The following is a 17,818-nucleotide window of genomic DNA, read 5'->3' on the forward strand; positions in this document are numbered from 1 at the left end:
GCACCACCGGTATGTGCACAAGCGGGCCACAGCCGCGGAAGCTGCGGCCGCTGAACTTGGTGTCGAACTGCACGGCGCCGCGGTCCGTGAAGCACGGGTGTGTCAATTTAACGGCTGATCTTCGTTGTTGAGTGGTCAGTTGTTGCTCGAGGTCAGGCGACCCTCGAAGGCGATCTGGAACGCGTTGAGAGGTGCTTTCCAGCGCATGGTCCACCTTTTGCGGCCCTTGCCGGTCGGGTCCAGGCTCATCAGGGCCATGTAGATGCACTTGAGGGCGGCGGCCTCGTTGGGGAAGTGCCCGCGGGCGCGGACGGACCGGCGGATGCGTGCGTTGACGCTCTCGATCGCGTTTGTGCTGCAGATGACCTTGCGGATCTCGACGTCGAAGGCGAGGAAGGGCACGAACTCGGCCCAGGCGTCCGACCACAGCTTCACGATCGCCGGATACTTCCGGCCCCATGCCTCCTGGAACTCCAGGAACTGCTCCGTCGCCGCGGCCTCGCTGGGTGCGGTGTAGACGGGTTTGAGGGCCCCTGCGATTTGGTCCCAGTCCTGGCGGGCGGCGTATCGGAACGAGTTCCGCAGCAGGTGAACGACGCACGTCTGGACGATTGTGCGAGGCCAGACGGTCTCCACGGCTTCGGGGAGTCCTTTGAGCCCGTCGCAGACCAGCATGAGCACATCGTCCAGGTCGCGGTTCTTCAGCTCGGTGAACACGTGCAGCCAGTACTTGGCTCCCTCGCCGCCGTCGCCGGCCCAGATGCCGAGGATGTCGCGGGTGCCGTCCACCGTCACCGCCATCACCACGTAGATGGGACGGTTCGCGACCTTCCCATCTCTGATCTTGACGTTGATAGCGTCCACGAACAGGACCGGGTAGACGCGGTCGAGCGGCCGGTTCTGCCATTCGGCCATGCCCTCCATCACTTGGTCGGTGATGGTGGAGACGGTCTGCTTGGACACCTCGGCGCCGTAGACCTCGGCGAGATGAGCCGATATCTCCCCGTGCGTGAGGCCCTTTGCGGACAAGGAGAGCACCATCTCGTCGATGCCGGTCAGGCGCCGCTGTCGCTTCTTGACGATCTGCGGCTCGAAGCTGCCGGCAGTGTCGCGGGGCACCTTCACTTCCACCGGCCCGACGTCGGTCAGCACGGTCTTGGCCCGGCTCCCGTTGCGGGAGTTGCCGCTGCCCCGGCCGACAGCGTCGTGGCGCTCGTAGCCGAGGTGATCGGTGATCTCGCCTTCCAGGGCAGATTCCAGGACCCGCTTGGTCAGCTGCTGCAGCAGTCCGCCCTGCCCGGTCAGCTGCAGTCCCTCCGACCGGGCCCGTTCCACCAGCATCGCGACCAGTTGCTCATCCGACACGGGGGCAGGATGCCCAGGCGGGGCACTTTCGACAGGTTTCACGGTCTCCAACTCCACGGTAGTGTCAGTCACTTGCCGTCTCTCCCGTGATCGTCGGATCCGCCGTTAGATTTACACTCCCGTTCTGCACCGACACCGCCGAACTCCAGGCATACGAACTCTCGATCGTGCGGGAGAAGCTCACCGAGATCCGCCGGTTCATCACCGCTGTCGTCGGACCGCACGCCGCGCTCCAGCCGAAAGGACGGTGGATCAAACACCTCAACACCCAGCTCGGCTCGGTCGAGTCCACGCTCGACATCATCGCCGAGTACATCGACAGCTGACCGGGTTGGGGGACGGCGCCGCCGTCCCCCAACCCTGGCCGCAGGGAGGGAGGTTCGTGTTGTCCCGGCACCGCTGCTACCCCTCCGACACCTACGACGACGAATGGGCCCTCATCGAACCCCTCCTACCACCGCCGGCCTGCGAATCCCCCAAGGGGGGACGCCCCGAGAAGCATCCGCGCCGAGAGGTGGTCGACGCGATCCGCTACGTCGTGGACACAGGATGCAAGTGGAGGGCCCTGCCCCGGGACTTTCCGCCCTGGCGGACCTGCTACAACTTCATGGCCCGCTGGGCCGCGGCCGGAGTCGTCGGACAGATCCGCGACCAGCTCCGCAAGCGCATCCGCCGCGAGATGGGCCGGGCACCCGGCGCGGTCGCCACCGTCATCGACTCCCAGTCAGTCAAGGCCGCCGAGACCGTCGGGCGGGACTCGCGCGGCTACGACGGCGCGAAGAAAATCAATGGACGCAAGCGGCACTTGGTCGTCGACACCAAGGGTCTGCCGCTGTTCGTCATGGTCACCCCGGCCGACACGACCGACCGCGACGCCGCGAAGGAAGTCCTGTTCAGACTGCGGCTGATGCACCCCGAGATCACCATCGTCTGGGCCGACTCCGGCTATGCCGGACAGCTCGTGACCTGGGCGAAGAAGCATCTGAACCTGACGCTTAAGACCATCAGCCGTCCGAAGGACGCCACCGGATTCGTCATCCTGCCCCGTCGCTGGGTGGTCGAACGCTCGCTCGCCTGGATCATGCACGCCCGCCGCCACGCCAGGGACTACGAACGCCTCATCCAGCACTCGGAATCGCTGATCACCTGGGCCGCGATCACGCTGATGACCAGGCGCATCACCCGTCGGTCCTCCCGCAGGAGCCGACAGCCCGCCTCCCGCGAGGCCACCACCCGGGACTGATCGTTCTCAAGTTCACGGTCGGCAACCCCACCCGGACCGACCCGCGTCCCGGACCGGCACCAACCCTGAAGGCCGTCCGCTACGCCAGCACCGCGCGGAAGGCGCGCTCACCGATACCGTGCATCAGCGGGTTGTCCGCCGAGTGCGACAGGAAGACCAAGGCCAGGGCAAGCGCCCACCCGCGGGCCCGCTCCCAAGTCGCGTCGTCCGCGCGGCCGTACGCCTGTCGAAGAGCGGCGCGCTGCTCCGCGGTGAACAACATCCAGGCGACGGACAGGTCGGTGGCAGGATCGCCGGAGGTGATGTCACCAAAGTCGATCACGGCGCTGATCCGGCTGCGGTCGACCAGGATGTTGGCCGGGTGCAGGTCCCCGTGCAACCACAACGGCGGCCCGTCCCAGATGGGCGCTGCGGCGGCCGTTTCCCAGATCTGCAGTGCGGTTGCACGATCGGCCGGGTCGACATGTGCCAACCCGGTCAGGACGCCTTCGGCGCGTCCGGCCAGCGGAATCCCGCGAGCCGGGCTGACCGGCGCCTCCGAAGCGGCCGGGGCGTGCAGCGCATCCAGAAAACCGCCGATCGCCGCCGCGGCCGACCATGGGTCGTCGGGCTCCGACCGCGCCGCGATCCGGCCCGCGAAGAACGGCACGACGCTCCAAGACCACGGGTACTCAGCCGTTGGCCGCCCGATACGCACCGGCGCCGGGACAGGCAACGGCAGGCGGTCGGCCAACTTCGGCAACCACCGCTGCTCGTGAGCGAGGAGTTCGGCGGCCATGGCACGCCGAGGCAACCGGACGAGGAACTCCTCGCCGAGCCGACACACAAGGTTGTCCCAGCCGTTCGCCAGCACCTCGACCGGCAGGTCCGCCAGGTCGGGGTGCTGTTCGTCGAGTAGACGGCGCACCAGACCGACTGAGAGTGAAACCTCCGCGGCAGGCATTCGGTGAACTGTCACAGCGAGGATTTTACGGCGGTGGACCGGTGCTCTCGGAGGCCGACGAGGGAAATGAGCGCCAGTTTGGGCAAGGGCATGATCCGTCGGGCGGGTCCTAACGACGGCCGGAGAAGCCCTCGTCATGTCATGAGCGGCTCAGGAACAGGCACTCAGGGAACATCCCCGCGGGTGCGGGGAGCAGTGAGCAGGAAACAGAAAGTCCCCCGTACAGCTGGGAACATCCCCGCGGGTGCGGGGAGCAGCGGCCGGCTTGCTTGGCGGCGGCGATGACGTCGGGAACATCCCCGCGGGTGCGGGGAGCAGTCGTCGCCGCAGAGGCGACGCCCGGAGGGGGCAGGAACATCCCCGCGGGTGCGGGGAGCAGAGGCGGAAGCCGCCGGTGACGGTGACGGCCCAGGGAACATCCCCGCGGGTGCGGGGAGTAGCAGACTGAGAACTACTTGGGCCAGTACATCAAGGGCACATCCCCGCGGGTGCGGGGAGCAGAGCAGCCGGTTGTAGCCGGTGGCCTGGCCCACGGGAACATCCCCGCGGGTGCGGGGAGCAGGATCGCGAGACCTTCGACCGGCTCACCGCCCAGGGAACATGCCCGCGGGTGCGGGGAGCAGTGATCTTTTCGTACTATTCGTCGGGAACATGCCCGCGGGTGCGGGGAGCAGTTGCTCGAGGCGTTGGGCACAGCCCACGCCAGGGGAACATCCCCGCGGGTGCGGGGAGCAGAACAGCGCCCCGGCCGCGAACGAGGTCATGAAGGGAACATCCCCGCGGGTGCGGGGAGCAGCCCCTGCTCCTCGTGCAGGTAGGCCACGGCCTGGGAACATGCCCGCGGGTGCGGGGAGCAGCAGCGCAGCACGGACAGCATCCGGTTGTCGCCGGGAACATCCCCGCGGGTGCGGGGAGCAGCGGCTCGCAAGTTCGGTAGCTGGCGCGGGCAAGGGAACATCCCCGCGGGTGCGGGGAGCAGGAGTGCCAGTCACCCGCCGTCCACACTTAGGTGGGAACATCCCCGCGGGTGCGGGGAGCAGGCGTTGCCGTACAGGCGGACCCGCTGTCGCTTGGGAACATCCCCGCGGGTGCGGGGAGCAGTCGATGACGTGGTACCTCGGCCGATGGGCCGCGGGAACATCCCCGCGGGTGCGGGGAGCAGCTCATGCCGACGCCCGCCGGCGACCGCATCCAGGGAACATCCCCGCGGGTGCGGGGAGCAGGCTCCACGGGCAATGAGAGCGCGTCCCGGTTCGGGAACATTCCCGCGGGTGCGGGGAGCAGGGCGCCGAACCCACCGGCCCGGGGGCGGACAAGGGAACATCCCCGCGGGTGCGGGGAGCAGAACCGGGGCTCGGGCGAGGTCTTCGGCATGCCGGGAACATCCCCGCGGGTGCGGGGAGCAGGACCGCACGAGGGTGGTGCCGCCGACGATGGGGGGAACATCCCCGCGGGTGCGGGGAGCAGTCAGGTTGTGGTTCTGGGGTTCTGCGCGGGTCGGGAACATCCCCGCGGGTGCGGGGAGCAGGCCAGGAAGTAACCGGCCGTGACGCGGCCCGAGGGAACATCCCCGCGGGTGCGGGGAGCAGAACCGCACCTACGGCGGCATTGGCACCACACCGGGAACATCCCCGCGGGTGCGGGGAGCAGTTGTCGTGCAGCGATGCGATCGCCCCGGCCACGGGAACATCCCCGCGGGTGCGGGGAGCAGGCCACCAGCTGCACGCCGAAGGTCAACGACACGGGAACATCCCCGCGGGTGCGGGGAGCAGGTTGACCCCAACGACATCGTGCATATCCCGTGGGGAACATCCCCGCGGGTGCGGGGAGCAGCGCACCGGGAACTGGAAGCCGGAGTGTGAGGCGGGAACATCCCCGCGGGTGCGGGGAGCAGAGCGTCACCCGGTACGCGCGGCCGGCCATGTAGGGAACATCCCCGCGGGTGCGGGGAGCAGAAACCGGCCGTGACCGTATCTGGTCACGGCCGGGGAACATCCCCGCGGGTGCGGGGAGCAGCTACCTGTCCGTCTCGGCGGCCGACACCCTCGGGAACATCCCCGCGGGTGCGGGGAGCAGTGCAGCGTCGCCGGGTCGCCGCCGCCGGCGTGGGGGAACATCCCCGCGGGTGCGGGGAGCAGGCGTTCCGCGAGTGCCGGGCCTCCGGCGTCACGGGAACATCCCCGCGGGTGCGGGGAGCAGGCGGCGCAGCCGGTTGACGACCAGACCGTGAAGGGAACATCCCCGCGGGTGCGGGGAGCAGGGGAGTTCCACCGGTACGGGGTCGGTCGCGAGGGGAACATCCCCGCGGGTGCGGGGAGCAGTAACCCGAGAACGGGCCGACGATCGGGGCGCCGGGAACATCCCCGCGGGTGCGGGGAGCAGCTCGGGGTGACCCTGGAGCGCGGCGAGAATCCGGGAACATCCCCGCGGGTGCGGGGAGCAGAGCGTCGACCAGCCGACCGGGTTGGCCGTGACGGGAACATCCCCGCGGGTGCGGGGAGCAGGACCCAGACGGCGTCGTGTTTGTCGCTGGGGCGGGAACATCCCCGCGGGTGCGGGGAGCAGGGAGGAGGCTTGCCGTCTCGCTGACCGGCTGGAGGAACATCCCCGCGGGTGCGGGGAGCAGGAGGCCGCGGCGAAGGTGACGGATGAGGAGGCGGGAACATCCCCGCGGGTGCGGGGAGCAGCGGCAACCCTCCGACCGACCCAGACGGAAGGGGGGAACATCCCCGCGGGTGCGGGGAGCAGGCGGTGTCGACGAGCCAGAGGCAGAGTTCGCCGGGAACATCCCCGCGGGTGCGGGGAGCAGGCCCGCCAGGCGACTGGCAGCGGATAAGGGTCGGGAACATCCCCGCGGGTGCGGGGAGCAGGGGCACGCCAGCGTCACCGCCACGTCGAGCAAGGGAACATCCCCGCGGGTGCGGGGAGCAGGTCGCGCCGTGCACCCACTGGCCGGTCGCCTGGGGAACATCCCCGCGGGTGCGGGGAGCAGACGGTCTTCCCTACGAGCCCGGCCAGATGGGCGGGAACATCCCCGCGGGTGCGGGGAGCAGCGGGCTCGTGCTCTTCAACGCGGCCGGCGGCAGGGAACATCCCCGCGGGATCGGGGAGCAGGTCACGGAGCAGGTGTGCTCGATGCCGGGGGTGGGAACATCCCCGCGGGTGCGGGGAGCAGGTGGTCGAGGATGCTGCCGCCTTGCTCGGGTGGGGAACATCCCCGCGGGTGCGGGGAGCAGCCGATGACGGACGCAGCGCCGTCCAGGTACGCGGGAACATCCCCGCGGGTGCGGGGAGCAGTCGCGGTCTGCTCCGTCCACGTGCCGGTCACCGGGAACATCCCCGCGGGTGCGGGGAGCAGGCCTTGCGCCTGTGGTGGAGTCGCTGGTTGTCGGGAACATCCCCGCGGGTGCGGGGAGCAGACGAACGCCATGTGGGCGCTCTTGCCGGACTGGGGAACATCCCCGCGGGTGCGGGGAGCAGGGCCTCCGGCTGGTCATCGTCGACTACCTGCAGGGAACATCCCCGCGGGTGCGGGGAGCAGGCGACCAGCTGCTCCCACTCCGGGTCGGGGCTGGGAACATCCCCGCGGGTGCGGGGAGCAGGGACAGCGACAGCAGGCCGCCCTGCTTCGAGGGGGAACATCCCCGCGGGTGCGGGGAGCAGGATCGCCCGATGTTCGACAAGGTCTGGGACGAGGGAACATCCCCGCGGGTGCGGGGAGCAGATGCCCGGCCCCGGGCGACGAGATAATGCCTCGGGAACATCCCCGCGGGTGCGGGGAGCAGACTGGCTGACCTGCTGGTCTGGGGCTAGGACTGCACGGTTTCGCATACTTTCACCGATCTCGGCAAAGGGTGCATTTCGCGCTTATCTCTTTCTGGGGTGGGGCCGATAGTAAATGGATTACCTTATGGCTTGAGTGTGCCTGTTGGGGGCTGGATGGCTCCATCGGCTTCGGATCAACGCTGTTTCCCCGATTTGGCCTGCTGGGTCTTGGTTTGCGTGTAGGTATCTTGCATGACCAGTGGGGGTGTTTTCGGTTGTGGGCTGTTGTCGCGGCTTCAGGTGTCGGCGCGGTCGGTGTGGGCGAAGCATGATCGTGATGCTGACGGATGGTTACCTTTGTGGCGGCACATGGAGGACAGCGCCGCCGTTGCCGGTCTTCTGTGGGACGAGTGGCTGCCGTTCGGTGTGAGGCGGTTGATCTCTGAGGCATTGCCTGGTGGCGAGGGGGACGGGCGCAGGCTTGTCGTGTGGCTTGCGGGTGTGCATGACATTGGTAAGGCGACGCCGGCGTTCGCCTGTCAGGTCGATCAACTCGCCGATGTCATGCGGGAGAAGGGTCTGGAGATGCGGTCCCGTCAGGCGATGGGGCCGGATCGGCGATTGGCACCGCACGGGCTGGCCGGTCAGGTGTTGCTGGGTGAGTGGTTGGAGGAGCGTCACGGGTGGGCGGCCAGGCAGACTGGGCAGTTCACTGTGGCGGTGGGCGGCCATCATGGGGTGCCGCCGGAGAACGGTCAGATCAAGGCCCTTTACGACCATGAGGAGTTGCTGCGTACTCCTGGCCGTAGCAGTGGGGTGTGGCGGCAGGTTCAGACGGAGCTGCTCGACGCGTGCGCGGAGTGCTTCGGTGTGAGGGATCGGCTTCCGGAGTGGCGGGAGGTGAGACTGCCGCAGCCCGTGCAGGTGTTGCTGACCGCGCTGGTCATCGTCTCCGACTGGATCGCCAGTAATCCGGACCTCTTCCCGTACTTCCCGGATGCTGCGTCTCGTGGCAGTGAGGAGCGGCTGGCGGCGGCGTGGCGGGGGCTGGATCTCCCGGCGCCGTGGCGGGATGCAGAGCCTGTCGGGGATGCGCAGGAGTTGTTCGTGTCCCGGTTCGGGCTTCCGCAGGGGGCGAGGGTCCGTCCGGTTCAGGAGGCGGCGCTGGCGTTGGCCCGGGAGATGGAGGCGCCCGGGCTGATGGTCGTCGAAGCTCCGATGGGGGAGGGGAAGACGGAGGCGGCGCTCGCTGTGGCCGAGGTCTTCGCGGCGCGTTCGGGTGCGGGCGGTGTGTTTTTCGCGCTGCCGACGATGGCGACGGGTAATGCGATGTTTCCGCGGCTGCTGGAGTGGCTGAAGCGGCTGCCGGACGACGGCAGCCGCTGGCACTCTGTGCATCTTGCGCATTCGAAGGCAGCTCTCAACGAGGACTTCGCCGGGTTGCTGGCCCGTGGCGGGCAGGTGATGGCGGTCGACGTGGATGCCGCCGCGCCTGTGCCCCGGCGGCTGGGGGAGTCGACGCGTTCTGCGGGCGCCGAGCTGGTGGCTCACGCCTGGCTGCGGGGCCGTAAGAGGGCGATGCTGGCGTCGTTCGTGGCCGGTACCGTCGACCAGCTGTTGTTCGCCGGGCTGAAGAGCCGGCATCTGGCGCTGCGTCATCTGGCCGTAGCGGGCAAGGTCGTTGTGATCGACGAGGCGCACGCCTACGACACCTACATGAGCGTCTACCTGGACCGGGTGCTGGCCTGGCTGGGCGCCTACCGGGTTCCCGTGGTCGTTCTTTCTGCGACCCTGCCTGCTGCGCGTCGGCGTCAGCTGGTCGAGGCGTACTCCGGGGTGGCCGGCACTCAGGCCGACAGCGCTCAGGCAGACGGGGAGTATCCGCTGCTCACCGGTGTCGCGCCGGGCGGCAGGCCCGTGGTGCGCCAGCCGCCTGCTTCGGCCCGGTGCACGGATGTCCGGGTCGAGCGGCTTGCGGACGGTCTGGATGTTCTGGCCGACCGGCTGGAGACGGAGCTGGCTGGCGGCGGTTGTGTGCTCGTCGTTCGCAATACGGTCAAGCGAGTGCTGGAGACGGCCCGTGTGCTGCGGGAGAGGTTCGGCGACGGGGACGTCAGCGTGGCGCACTCGTGTTTTGTGGACGTCGACCGGGCGGCCAAGGACCGTGATCTGCTGCGGCGGTTCGGTCCGCCGGGCAAGGCGACGGGGCGGCCTTCGGGCCGGCATATCGTGGTGGCCAGCCAGGTGGCCGAGCAGTCCCTGGACGTGGACTTCGATCTCCTCGTCAGCGACCTGTGCCCGGTGGACCTGCTGCTGCAGCGGATGGGCCGACTCCACCGTCACCAGCGCGGGGAGGGCCAGAGCCAGCGGCCCGCGCGGCTGCGTGCGGCACGGTGCCTGCTGACCGGCGCCGACTGGGAGGCGGACGTGCCCGTCCCAGTGCGCGGATCGGTCGCGGTATACGGGGCTTATGCGCTGCTGAGGTCGGCCGCTGTGCTGCTGCCTCATCTCGACGGCGGGCCGCAGCGCCCCGTGCGGCTGCCCGCTGACATCAGCCCGCTCGTCCAGGGCGCGTACGTCGAGGCTCCGGTCGGGCCGGAGCATTGGGTGCCGGCGCTGGAGGAAGCAAGGGCGCGGTTCGAGCGGCACCGGGCCGACCAGGCCGAACGGGCGGCCGTGTTCCGCCTCGGTGAAGTCGGCCGCCCCGGCAGGGCGTTGTTCGGCTGGGTGGCGGCCGGGGTGGGCGATGCCGACGATACCCGCACTGGGCGGGCCCAGGTCCGCGACAGCCGGGAGAGCCTGGAAGTCGTCGTCGTGCAGCGGCGTACCGACGGCACCCTCGCCACCCTCCCGTGGCTGGAAGCAGACAAGCAGGGCCGCCGGCGCGGGGGACTGGAGCTGCCGCAGGATCAGGTGCCCACGTCGTTCGCCGCCCGGGTGGCGGCGAGTTGCGGGCTGCGGCTGCCCATCCAGTTCTCCTACGCCGAGACCCTCGACAAGGCCATCGCGGAACTGGAGCAGCTGTACGTGCCCGCCTGGCAGGGCAAAAACAGCCCCTGGCTGGCTGACCAGCTGATTCTCGCGCTCGATGAGAATTGTCAGACCCAGCTGGCAGGCTATGCGCTCCACTACAGCCCATCCGACGGCTTGGAGGTGACCCGTGACGGAACCGACCGGTGACAGCACGGCCCATGTCCCGTTATTCGACCTGACCACCGAGCCGTGGATCGCGGTCCTGAAATGTGACGGCTCCCAGGAGGAACTGTCGCTGCGCCAGGTCTTCGCCCAGGCAGCCGAGGTGCGGCGCCTCGCGGGAGACCTGCCCACCCAGGAATTCGCGCTGCTGCGCCTGCTGCTGGCCATCGCTCACGACGCCCTCGACGGCCCCCGCGACGTCGAGTCCTGGGGCGAACTGTGGGCGGACCCGCGGTGCTTCGCGCCGGTCGGCGCGTATCTGGACACGCACCGCGAGCGCTTCGCCCTTTTCCACCCGGCCGCCCCGTTCTTCCAGACCGCTGGGCTGCGGACGGCGAAAGACGAGGTGTTCTCCCTCAACCGGATCGTGGCCGACGTGCCCAACGGGGAGCCCTTCTTTACCGCCCGGATGCCCACCGTCGAACGGCTCACCTTCGCCGAGGCGGCCCGCTGGGTCGTCCATGCCCACGCCTACGACACGTCCGGGATCAAGTCCGGTGCGGTGGGCGACGACCGGGTCAGGGGCGGCAAGGTGTATCCACTGGGAACGGGGTGGGCCGGCGGCCTGGGCGGCGTCTTCGCGGAAGGCGACACCCTGCGCGAGACTCTGCTGCTGAACCTGGTGGCCGCCGACACCGACTCCCTGGAGTTCACGGCGGACGACCGGCCGGCCTGGCGGCGTGAACCGTGCCCTCCTGGCGGATCCGGACGGACGCCGACCGGGCTGCGCGATCTGTACACGTGGCAGTCGCGCCGGCTGCGCCTGCACCACGACGCCGACGGCGTCACCGGCGTTGTCCTCGGCTACGGCGATCCGCTCGTCGCGCGGAACATGCACCGCCGGGAGCCGATGACCGCGTGGCGGCGCAGCACCTTCCAGGAGAGGAAACTGCGGCAGCCGCTGATCTACCTGCCAAGAGACCATGACCCGGCCCGCGCCGCTTGGCGGGGCGTCGCCTCACTGGTCGCCGACCGGGCGGAGATCGCCCAAGGAGCAGAGGCCGCCCCGAACCTGCGGCCCGGGATCCTGGAGTGGATCGCCCGCCTGGTCACCGACGGGGAACTGCCGCGGGGTTTCCTCATCAGGGCCCGGATCGTCGGCGCCAAGTACGGGACGCAGCAGTCCGTGATCGATGAGGTGGTCGACGACCAACTCGCCATGCCGGTCGTGCTGCTGCACCGCCAGGACCGTACGTGTGCCCGGCAGGCGATCGCAGCTGCCGAGGACGCTGACCTTGCGGTGCGGGCGCTGGGCGATCTGGCTACCGATCTGGCCCGTGCGGCCGGCACCGAGGGTGAGGGGGCACGATCGGCAGCACGTGAACTCGGCTTCACCGCGCTGGAGAACCCCTACCGGACCTGGATCGCCGCCCTGGCGGATGCCGGTGACCCGTTCGAGAGCCGCCGTCGATGGCAGCGCGACGCACACGGCATCGTCGGCGGCCTCGGCGACCGACTCGTCGCACAGGCGGGGGATGCCGCCTGGCAGGGCAGAACCGTCACCGACAAGAAGGGCGCTCTGTGGCTCAATGCGGGCCTGGCCGAAAAGTGGTTCCGCGGGCGCCTGGCCAAGGCTCTGGGCCGCGCATCGGAGTTCGGTGAGCGAGACGACGCAGGCACACCTCCGTCAGGTCCGCCCGGCCGCCCTGAGTGTGACCCTTCCGCGACCGACCAGAAGGTACCCGCATGACCACAACTACAGCCCCGCCGACTGCCCGCTCACGGATCGCCGAACTCGCCGCCGCACAGATCAAGCCGTGGCAGGACGGCTACCTCAGAGACAGCCCGAAGGACGTCGCAGTGCTGGCCCGTCTGCGCCGTGGCGCAGGCCGCGATGCCGCCGACCTGCCCGACCTGTGGACGCTCGTCGACACCTCGCCTCTGCAAGCCCGCCTCGAAGGCGTGCGGCCGCTCGGCGAGGAGGAACTCGTGCGTGCGGAGGACGCCCTGCACGCGGCCCTCACCCTCTGGGCGCTGCACCAGCAGTCCCGTGGCGCGCGCATGCACCGCCCCCACACGTACAAACGGCCGGCCGGACTGGGGGCGGCTGTGCGGCGTCTGATGCCACCGGACGGCATTGACGAGCCCGTCCGCAAGCGCCTGGTGCGCGCCGGCACCGCCCCCGACCTGACCAGCCTGTCCCAGCGGCTGCGCGACTTGATCGTCCTGCTGCGCCGCGCGGACATCCCCCTCGACTACGGCCTGCTCGCCGGGCAGCTCTACACCTGGCAGTGGCCCGGTGGCGCCGACACCATCCGCCGCGAGTGGGGCCGCTCCTTCCACTCCTGGCAGGAACCGGCCGCACAACCCTCCCGCCAGAGTTTCGACGACACCGCCGCCGGCCTCGACGACAGTGACAAGGACGCCTCGTGAACCGCATCTTCCTGGACGTGCACGCCCTGCAGACCGTCCCGCCCAGCAACCTCAACCGTGACGACACGGGCGCGCCGAAGACGGCCGTGTACGGCGGTGTGCCGCGCGCACGCGTCTCCAGCCAGGCATGGAAGCGGGCCACCCGCACCTACTTCGACGACGAGCACCTGCTCGATCCCAGCGAACTCGGCGTGCGGACCAAGAAGGTCGTGGAACTGCTCGCCAGGCGCATCACTGAGCTCGCCCCCTCCCTCAGCGCTGAGACGGCCCTCACATTCGCCGACGAGACGGTCAAGGCGACCGGACTGAAGACCGAAGTGCCCAAGCGGAAGGCCGACGCCGCCAAGGAGTCCGGGGACACCCCGGCGCCGGAGGCGAAGTACCTGGTCTTCCTCAGCGCCCGCCAGCTCGACGGCCTGGCCCGCCTCGCCGTCGACGGCGCCGCCGACATCACGGCCTTCCTCAAGGAGAAGACGAACAAGGAGAAGGCCAAGGAGATCGCGGACAGCCGCCACTCCGTCGACATCGCCCTCTTCGGCCGGATGGTCGCCGACGCCGCCGACTTCAACGTCGACGCCGCCGTCCAGGTCGCCCACGCCATCAGCGTGCACCGGGTGGAGAACGAGTCCGACTACTACACGGCCGTCGACGACGAGAACACCGAGGAAGAGACCGGAGCCGGGATGATCGGCACCGTCGACTTCAACTCCGCCACCCTCTACCGCTACGCCGCCCTCGGCGTCCACCAGCTCGCCGCCAACCTCGGCCAGGGCCTGCGCGAGGACGAGCCGAGGACCGAGCCGGTACGCCGTGCCGTCGAGGCATTCGTCCACAGCTTCGTCTCCTCACTGCCGACGGGGAAGATCAACACCTTCGGGCACCACACCCTGCCCGACGCGGTCGTGGTCAAGCTGCGCACCACTCGCCCGATCAGCTTCGTCGCCGCCTTCGAAGAACCCGTCCGCGGCGACCAGGGCGGCCACGTCCGGGAGGCATCCGACCGCCTCGCCGCCTACGTCCCGGACATCGAACGCGCCTACGGCGATCAGGACTCCACCCTCAGCTGGGTCCTGCGCGTCGGCCCCAACACCCTCAAACTCGCCGACCTCGGCACCGAGTCCGACACCCTGGGCGACCTGGTCACGGCCGTCGGCCAAGCCGTCGCCGAACACCTGGGCAAGCCCGCATGAGCGGCGTACTCGCCCTGCGGCTGGCAGGCCCCCTGCAGTCCTGGGGGGCCTCCTCCCGCTTCACCCGCCGCACCACCGAGTCCGCCCCCACCAAGAGCGGCGTCATCGGCCTGCTCGCGGCTGCGGCAGGCATCGAACGCGGCGAAGACACGGCACTCGCGCCCCTGGCGGCCCTGCGGTTCGGCGTCCGGATCGACCAGCCCGGCATCCGCATCCGGGACTTCCACACCGCCCACCACACCGTCACCGGCAAATCCATGCCGCTGTCGGAACGGTTCTACCTCGCCGACGCCGCCTTCGTCGCCGCCCTCGAAGGCGAACACACACTGCTCACCGAACTGCACGCCGCGCTGAAATCCCCAGTCTACCTGCCGTTCCTAGGCCGCCGCTCCTGCCCGCCCGCCGCACCGCTCGAACTGGGCCTGTACGACGACGCCTGCCTGGAGCGCGTGCTCCGAGAGGTGTCGTGGCAGGCGTCTGCCTGGTACCGCAAGCAGCACCGCTTCCGTCCGGAGGAAGGACTGACGGTGCTGTGGGAGGCGGCAGCCGGCGAACACGGCGGTGCCGACACTCTGCGCGACCAGCCGCTCAGCTTCGCCGCCGCACACCGCCGCCACGCTCTGCGCACCGTCGTCACCACCAAGGTGCCGGTGCCCGGCGCCGTCGCGGCCGGCGCCCCGCGGCATGACCCGTTCGATGCTCTGGAGGATGAGAGCAGCTGATGTTCCTCTCCCGCTTCCGCCTGAACACGGCCCGTCCCGGCGCCCGCCGACTGCTGTCCTCGCCGCAGGCCCTGCACGCAGCCGTCATGTCCTCCTTCCCCGGCCTGCTGCCCACGGACGTCCCCACACCGGACGCGCCACGGGTGCTGTGGCGCCTGGACCACCAGGCCCGCGCCGAGGTGCTGCTGTACATCGTCAGCCCCGACCGCCCAGACCTCACCCACCTCGTCGAGCAGGCCGGCTGGCCGGCGGCAGCCGCAGCTGACCCACACACCCCCGGCTGGCAGACCAGGCCCTACACCCCGTTCCTCGACAAGCTCTCCACAGGCGACCGCTGGGCCTTCCGGCTGACCGCCAACCCGGTCCACACCATCCGCCGCACCCCCAACGAGCCCCGCAAGATCACAGCCCATCTCACCCCCGTTCACCAGACGGCGTGGCTGATCGAGCGCCAGGAGCGCAGCGGCTTCCGCATCCTGGAGAAGGCCGACGACAAACGCCTCCTGCCCAGCGGCACGACCTACCAGGGCAAACACGAACACCACGGCGACCGCTACGAGCTGTCCATCCGCGACCACAACAACCGCTCCTTCGACAAACGGCGCACAGAAGACGACACGAAGCGCAAACCCGTCACCCTCGTCGCCGTCACCTTCGACGGCCGGCTCGAAGTCACCGACCCCGCAGCCCTGCGCCGCACCCTCACCCAGGGAATCGGCCGGGCCAAAGCCTACGGCTGCGGCCTGATCACCCTGGCACCCCTCACCCCGCCCGCCCGGCAGACACCATGACCACGATCTCCCAGCACGCCGCACTGACACCGCGACAACTCACCCGCACCGCCGAGCGCATCTCCTTCATCTACCTGGAACGCTGCACCGTCCACCGGGACGCCAACGCCATCACCGCCCAGGACGCAGAAGGCACCACCCACATCCCCTCGGCGACCATCGGCACCCTCCTCCTCGGCCCCGGCACCCGCGTCACCCACCAGGCGATGAGCGTGCTGGGAGAAACCGGCGCGGCCGTCTGCTGGGTCGGAGAACGAGGCGTGCGTTACTACGCCGCCGGCCGTGCCCTCACCCGCTCCTCAGCACTCATGGAAGCCCAAGCCCAGCAGTGGGCGAACGCGCGCAGCCGCCTCGCCGTGGCTCGCGCGATGTACCGGCTGCGCTTCCCCGACGAAGACCCCGCCGGCCTGACCCGCCACGAACTCCTCGGCCGGGAAGGGCGCCGCGTCAAAGACTGCTACCGCGACCAGGCCGCCCGCACTGGCATCCGCTGGCGCGGCCGCCAGTATGCCCCCGGTGATTTCACTGCCGCAGACGCTGTCAACCAGGGCATCACCGCGGCAGCCCAGTGCATGTACGGCATCGCCCACGCCGTCGTCACTTCGCTGGGCTGCAGCCCAGCCCTCGGCTTCGTCCACTCCGGACACGAACTGTCGTTCGTCCTCGACATCGCCGACCTCTACAAGACCGAGATCGGCATCCCCCTCGCGTTCGACGTCGCCGCGCAGGACGAGGAGGACGTCGGCCCCCGTACCCGCCGCGCTCTACGGGACCGCATCAACGAAACGTCCTTGCTGGAGCGCTGCGTCGACGACATCAAACACCTGCTGCTGCCGGCAGGAACCGGCTCGGCCGACCCCGGCGGTGACCGGGACGTGGTCACCCTCCAGAGTGACGGCGGCCGCGAAGTCCCCTCCGGCTTCAACCACGACGACACCGGTGACTACGAACAGGTGGCCTGGTGACCGTCATCGTCCTCACCAACTGCCCCGCAGGACTCCGTGGCTTCCTCACCCGCTGGCTCCTGGAAATCTCCGCAGGCGTGTTCGTGGGCAACCCGTCAGCCCGCATCCGCGACGCTCTCTGGCACGAGGTCCAGCAATACGCCGGCCAAGGACGCGCCCTGCTCGCCCACACCACCAACAACGAACAGGGTTTCACCTTCCGCACCCACGACCACGCATGGCACCCCGTCGACTACGACGGCGTCACCCTCATCCACCGCCCTGACATGAAACCCCCGTCCCAGCAGGAGCCCCAAACCACCACGGCTGCTACCGGATGGAGCAAGGCGGCCAAACGCCGACGCTTCGGAAGAGCCTGAAGGGCTTTGTGATGGGTTTGGGTGGATTGCCGGGTTCAGAGAAACTGCTCTGGAATCCGTCGCCTCGGAGGTAAACACCCAGGTCAAACAGTCTGCTCCCCACGCCCGCGGGGATGTTCCTCACGGTCCCGCCGGGGCAGTGGATCGGGCTGTCTGCTCCCCACGCCCGCGGGGATGTTCCCAGCCTGGTCCTGCTGTCGACGCTCCGCAGCGGCTGCTCCCCACGCCCGCGGGGATGTTCCCCGCAAGGACTGGGCCGCCCTGGCGGTGCTGCTCTGCTCCCCACGCCCGCGGGGATGTTCCCGCCGTCGCCGCCTGGCCCGACCCCGTCGGCGTCTGCTCCCCACGCCCGCGGGGATGTTCCCGGTTGACTTCCTGCCAGGCCTCATAGGTCGGCCTGCTCCCCACGCCCGCGGGGATGTTCCCCCAGCGGTCGAAGGGGAAAGTCGAGGAGGGAACTGCTCCCCACGCCCGCGGGGATGTTCCCACCACCGCCATCGAAGACGGCCGCCTGTGGCACTGCTCCCCACGCCCGCGGGGATGTTCCTCAGGCACAGAAGCTGATCGTCCTGGTCGAAGACTGCTCCCCACGCCCGCGGGGATGTTCCCGTCATCGGGGGGCCGCTCGGCAGCAAGTTCCACTGCTCCCCACGCCCGCGGGCATGTTCCCCGGGCGGACACACGCTGGCAGCGCAGGGAGGTCTGCTCCCCACGCCCGCGTGGATGTTCCCCCGTTCTCCAAGTCCGGGAGCTGGCTCCCTTCCTGCTCCCCACGCCCGCGGGGATGTTCCCATGGGCTTCGCCAGGCAGCTCCTCCAGGATGCATGCTCCCCACGCCCGCGGGGATGTTCCCTCGGGCGCCTCGGGCGGGAATTGACAGCGGGTCTGCTCCCCACGCCCGCGGGGA

12 protein-coding genes and 1 CRISPR repeat array are annotated in these 17,818 nt (G+C 69.7%); of the genes, 10 read left to right on the top strand and 2 right to left on the bottom strand.

The features are described 5' to 3' along the window. Nucleotides 1-135: 135 nt before the first annotated feature. The gene (locus tag ABZ642_RS44885) at nucleotides 136-1,341 is read right to left on the bottom strand and encodes an IS256 family transposase (RefSeq protein ID WP_360497121.1); all 1,206 of its coding nucleotides are present in this window, start codon (nucleotides 1,339-1,341) and stop codon (nucleotides 136-138) included. Nucleotides 1,342-1,532: 191 nt separating this feature from the next. Between ABZ642_RS44885 and ABZ642_RS44890 the strand changes: the two genes are divergently transcribed. Further along, a complete protein-coding gene (locus tag ABZ642_RS44890) occupies nucleotides 1,533-1,691 on the top strand; it encodes a hypothetical protein (protein ID WP_360497046.1) in 159 nt (52 codons plus the stop codon). Between the two features lie 59 nt (nucleotides 1,692-1,750). Beyond that, nucleotides 1,751-2,608: an IS5 family transposase gene (locus ABZ642_RS44895; protein ID WP_360497124.1), complete on the top strand. Its 858-nt coding sequence runs from the start codon at nucleotides 1,751-1,753 to the stop codon at nucleotides 2,606-2,608. A 79-nt stretch (nucleotides 2,609-2,687) separates the two neighbouring features. Here the strand turns inward: ABZ642_RS44895 and ABZ642_RS44900 are convergent, their stop codons facing one another. Further along, nucleotides 2,688-3,551: an aminoglycoside phosphotransferase family protein gene (locus tag ABZ642_RS44900; RefSeq protein WP_360497048.1), complete on the bottom strand. Its 864-nt coding sequence runs from the start codon at nucleotides 3,549-3,551 to the stop codon at nucleotides 2,688-2,690. A 167-nt stretch (nucleotides 3,552-3,718) separates the two neighbouring features. Further along, a CRISPR array of direct repeats spans nucleotides 3,719-7,336; the repeat unit is 29 nt; unit sequence GGGAACATCCCCGCGGGTGCGGGGAGCAG. A 349-nt stretch (nucleotides 7,337-7,685) separates the two neighbouring features. Here ABZ642_RS44900 and cas3 point away from each other — a divergent pair. Genes cas3 through cas2e form a run of 8 tightly spaced genes read left to right on the top strand, consistent with a single transcriptional unit; the run spans nucleotide 7,686 to nucleotide 16,911 of the window. Further along, nucleotides 7,686-10,496 (top strand): CRISPR-associated helicase Cas3', encoded by a 2,811-nt coding sequence (gene cas3 / locus ABZ642_RS44905; RefSeq protein ID WP_360497051.1) that lies wholly within the window; start codon nucleotides 7,686-7,688, stop codon nucleotides 10,494-10,496. Continuing rightward, nucleotides 10,477-12,201 (top strand): type I-E CRISPR-associated protein Cse1/CasA, encoded by a 1,725-nt coding sequence (gene casA, locus ABZ642_RS44910; protein WP_360497054.1) that lies wholly within the window; start codon nucleotides 10,477-10,479, stop codon nucleotides 12,199-12,201. The genes cas3 and casA overlap by 20 nt, the downstream gene beginning before the upstream one ends. Then, on the top strand, nucleotides 12,198-12,884 hold the full coding sequence (gene casB, locus ABZ642_RS44915) for a type I-E CRISPR-associated protein Cse2/CasB (RefSeq protein WP_360497057.1): 687 nt from the start codon (nucleotides 12,198-12,200) through the stop codon (nucleotides 12,882-12,884). The genes casA and casB overlap by 4 nt, the downstream gene beginning before the upstream one ends. Next, the gene (gene cas7e, locus ABZ642_RS44920; protein WP_360497060.1) at nucleotides 12,881-14,074 is read left to right on the top strand and encodes a type I-E CRISPR-associated protein Cas7/Cse4/CasC; all 1,194 of its coding nucleotides are present in this window, start codon (nucleotides 12,881-12,883) and stop codon (nucleotides 14,072-14,074) included. Before casB ends, cas7e begins: the two co-directional genes overlap by 4 nt. Further along, a complete protein-coding gene (gene cas5e, locus ABZ642_RS44925) occupies nucleotides 14,071-14,796 on the top strand; it encodes a type I-E CRISPR-associated protein Cas5/CasD (protein ID WP_360497063.1) in 726 nt (241 codons plus the stop codon). The genes cas7e and cas5e overlap by 4 nt, the downstream gene beginning before the upstream one ends. Further along, nucleotides 14,796-15,587, top strand: coding sequence for a type I-E CRISPR-associated protein Cas6/Cse3/CasE (cas6e, locus tag ABZ642_RS44930; protein WP_360497066.1), 792 nt, complete (start codon nucleotides 14,796-14,798; stop codon nucleotides 15,585-15,587). Before cas5e ends, cas6e begins: the two co-directional genes overlap by 1 nt. Next, nucleotides 15,584-16,552 carry a type I-E CRISPR-associated endonuclease Cas1e gene (gene cas1e / locus ABZ642_RS44935; protein WP_360497069.1) on the top strand — a complete coding sequence of 323 codons (969 nt, stop codon included), beginning with the start codon at nucleotides 15,584-15,586 and terminating at the stop codon, nucleotides 16,550-16,552. Before cas6e ends, cas1e begins: the two co-directional genes overlap by 4 nt. Next, nucleotides 16,549-16,911, top strand: coding sequence for a type I-E CRISPR-associated endoribonuclease Cas2e (gene cas2e, locus ABZ642_RS44940; RefSeq protein ID WP_360497072.1), 363 nt, complete (start codon nucleotides 16,549-16,551; stop codon nucleotides 16,909-16,911). Before cas1e ends, cas2e begins: the two co-directional genes overlap by 4 nt. Nucleotides 16,912-17,818: the final 907 nt, after the last annotated feature.

Origin of the sequence: Streptomyces sp. NPDC007157, from assembly GCF_040634235.1 — a bacterium.
Classification (GTDB): Bacteria; Actinomycetota; Actinomycetes; order Streptomycetales; family Streptomycetaceae; genus Streptomyces.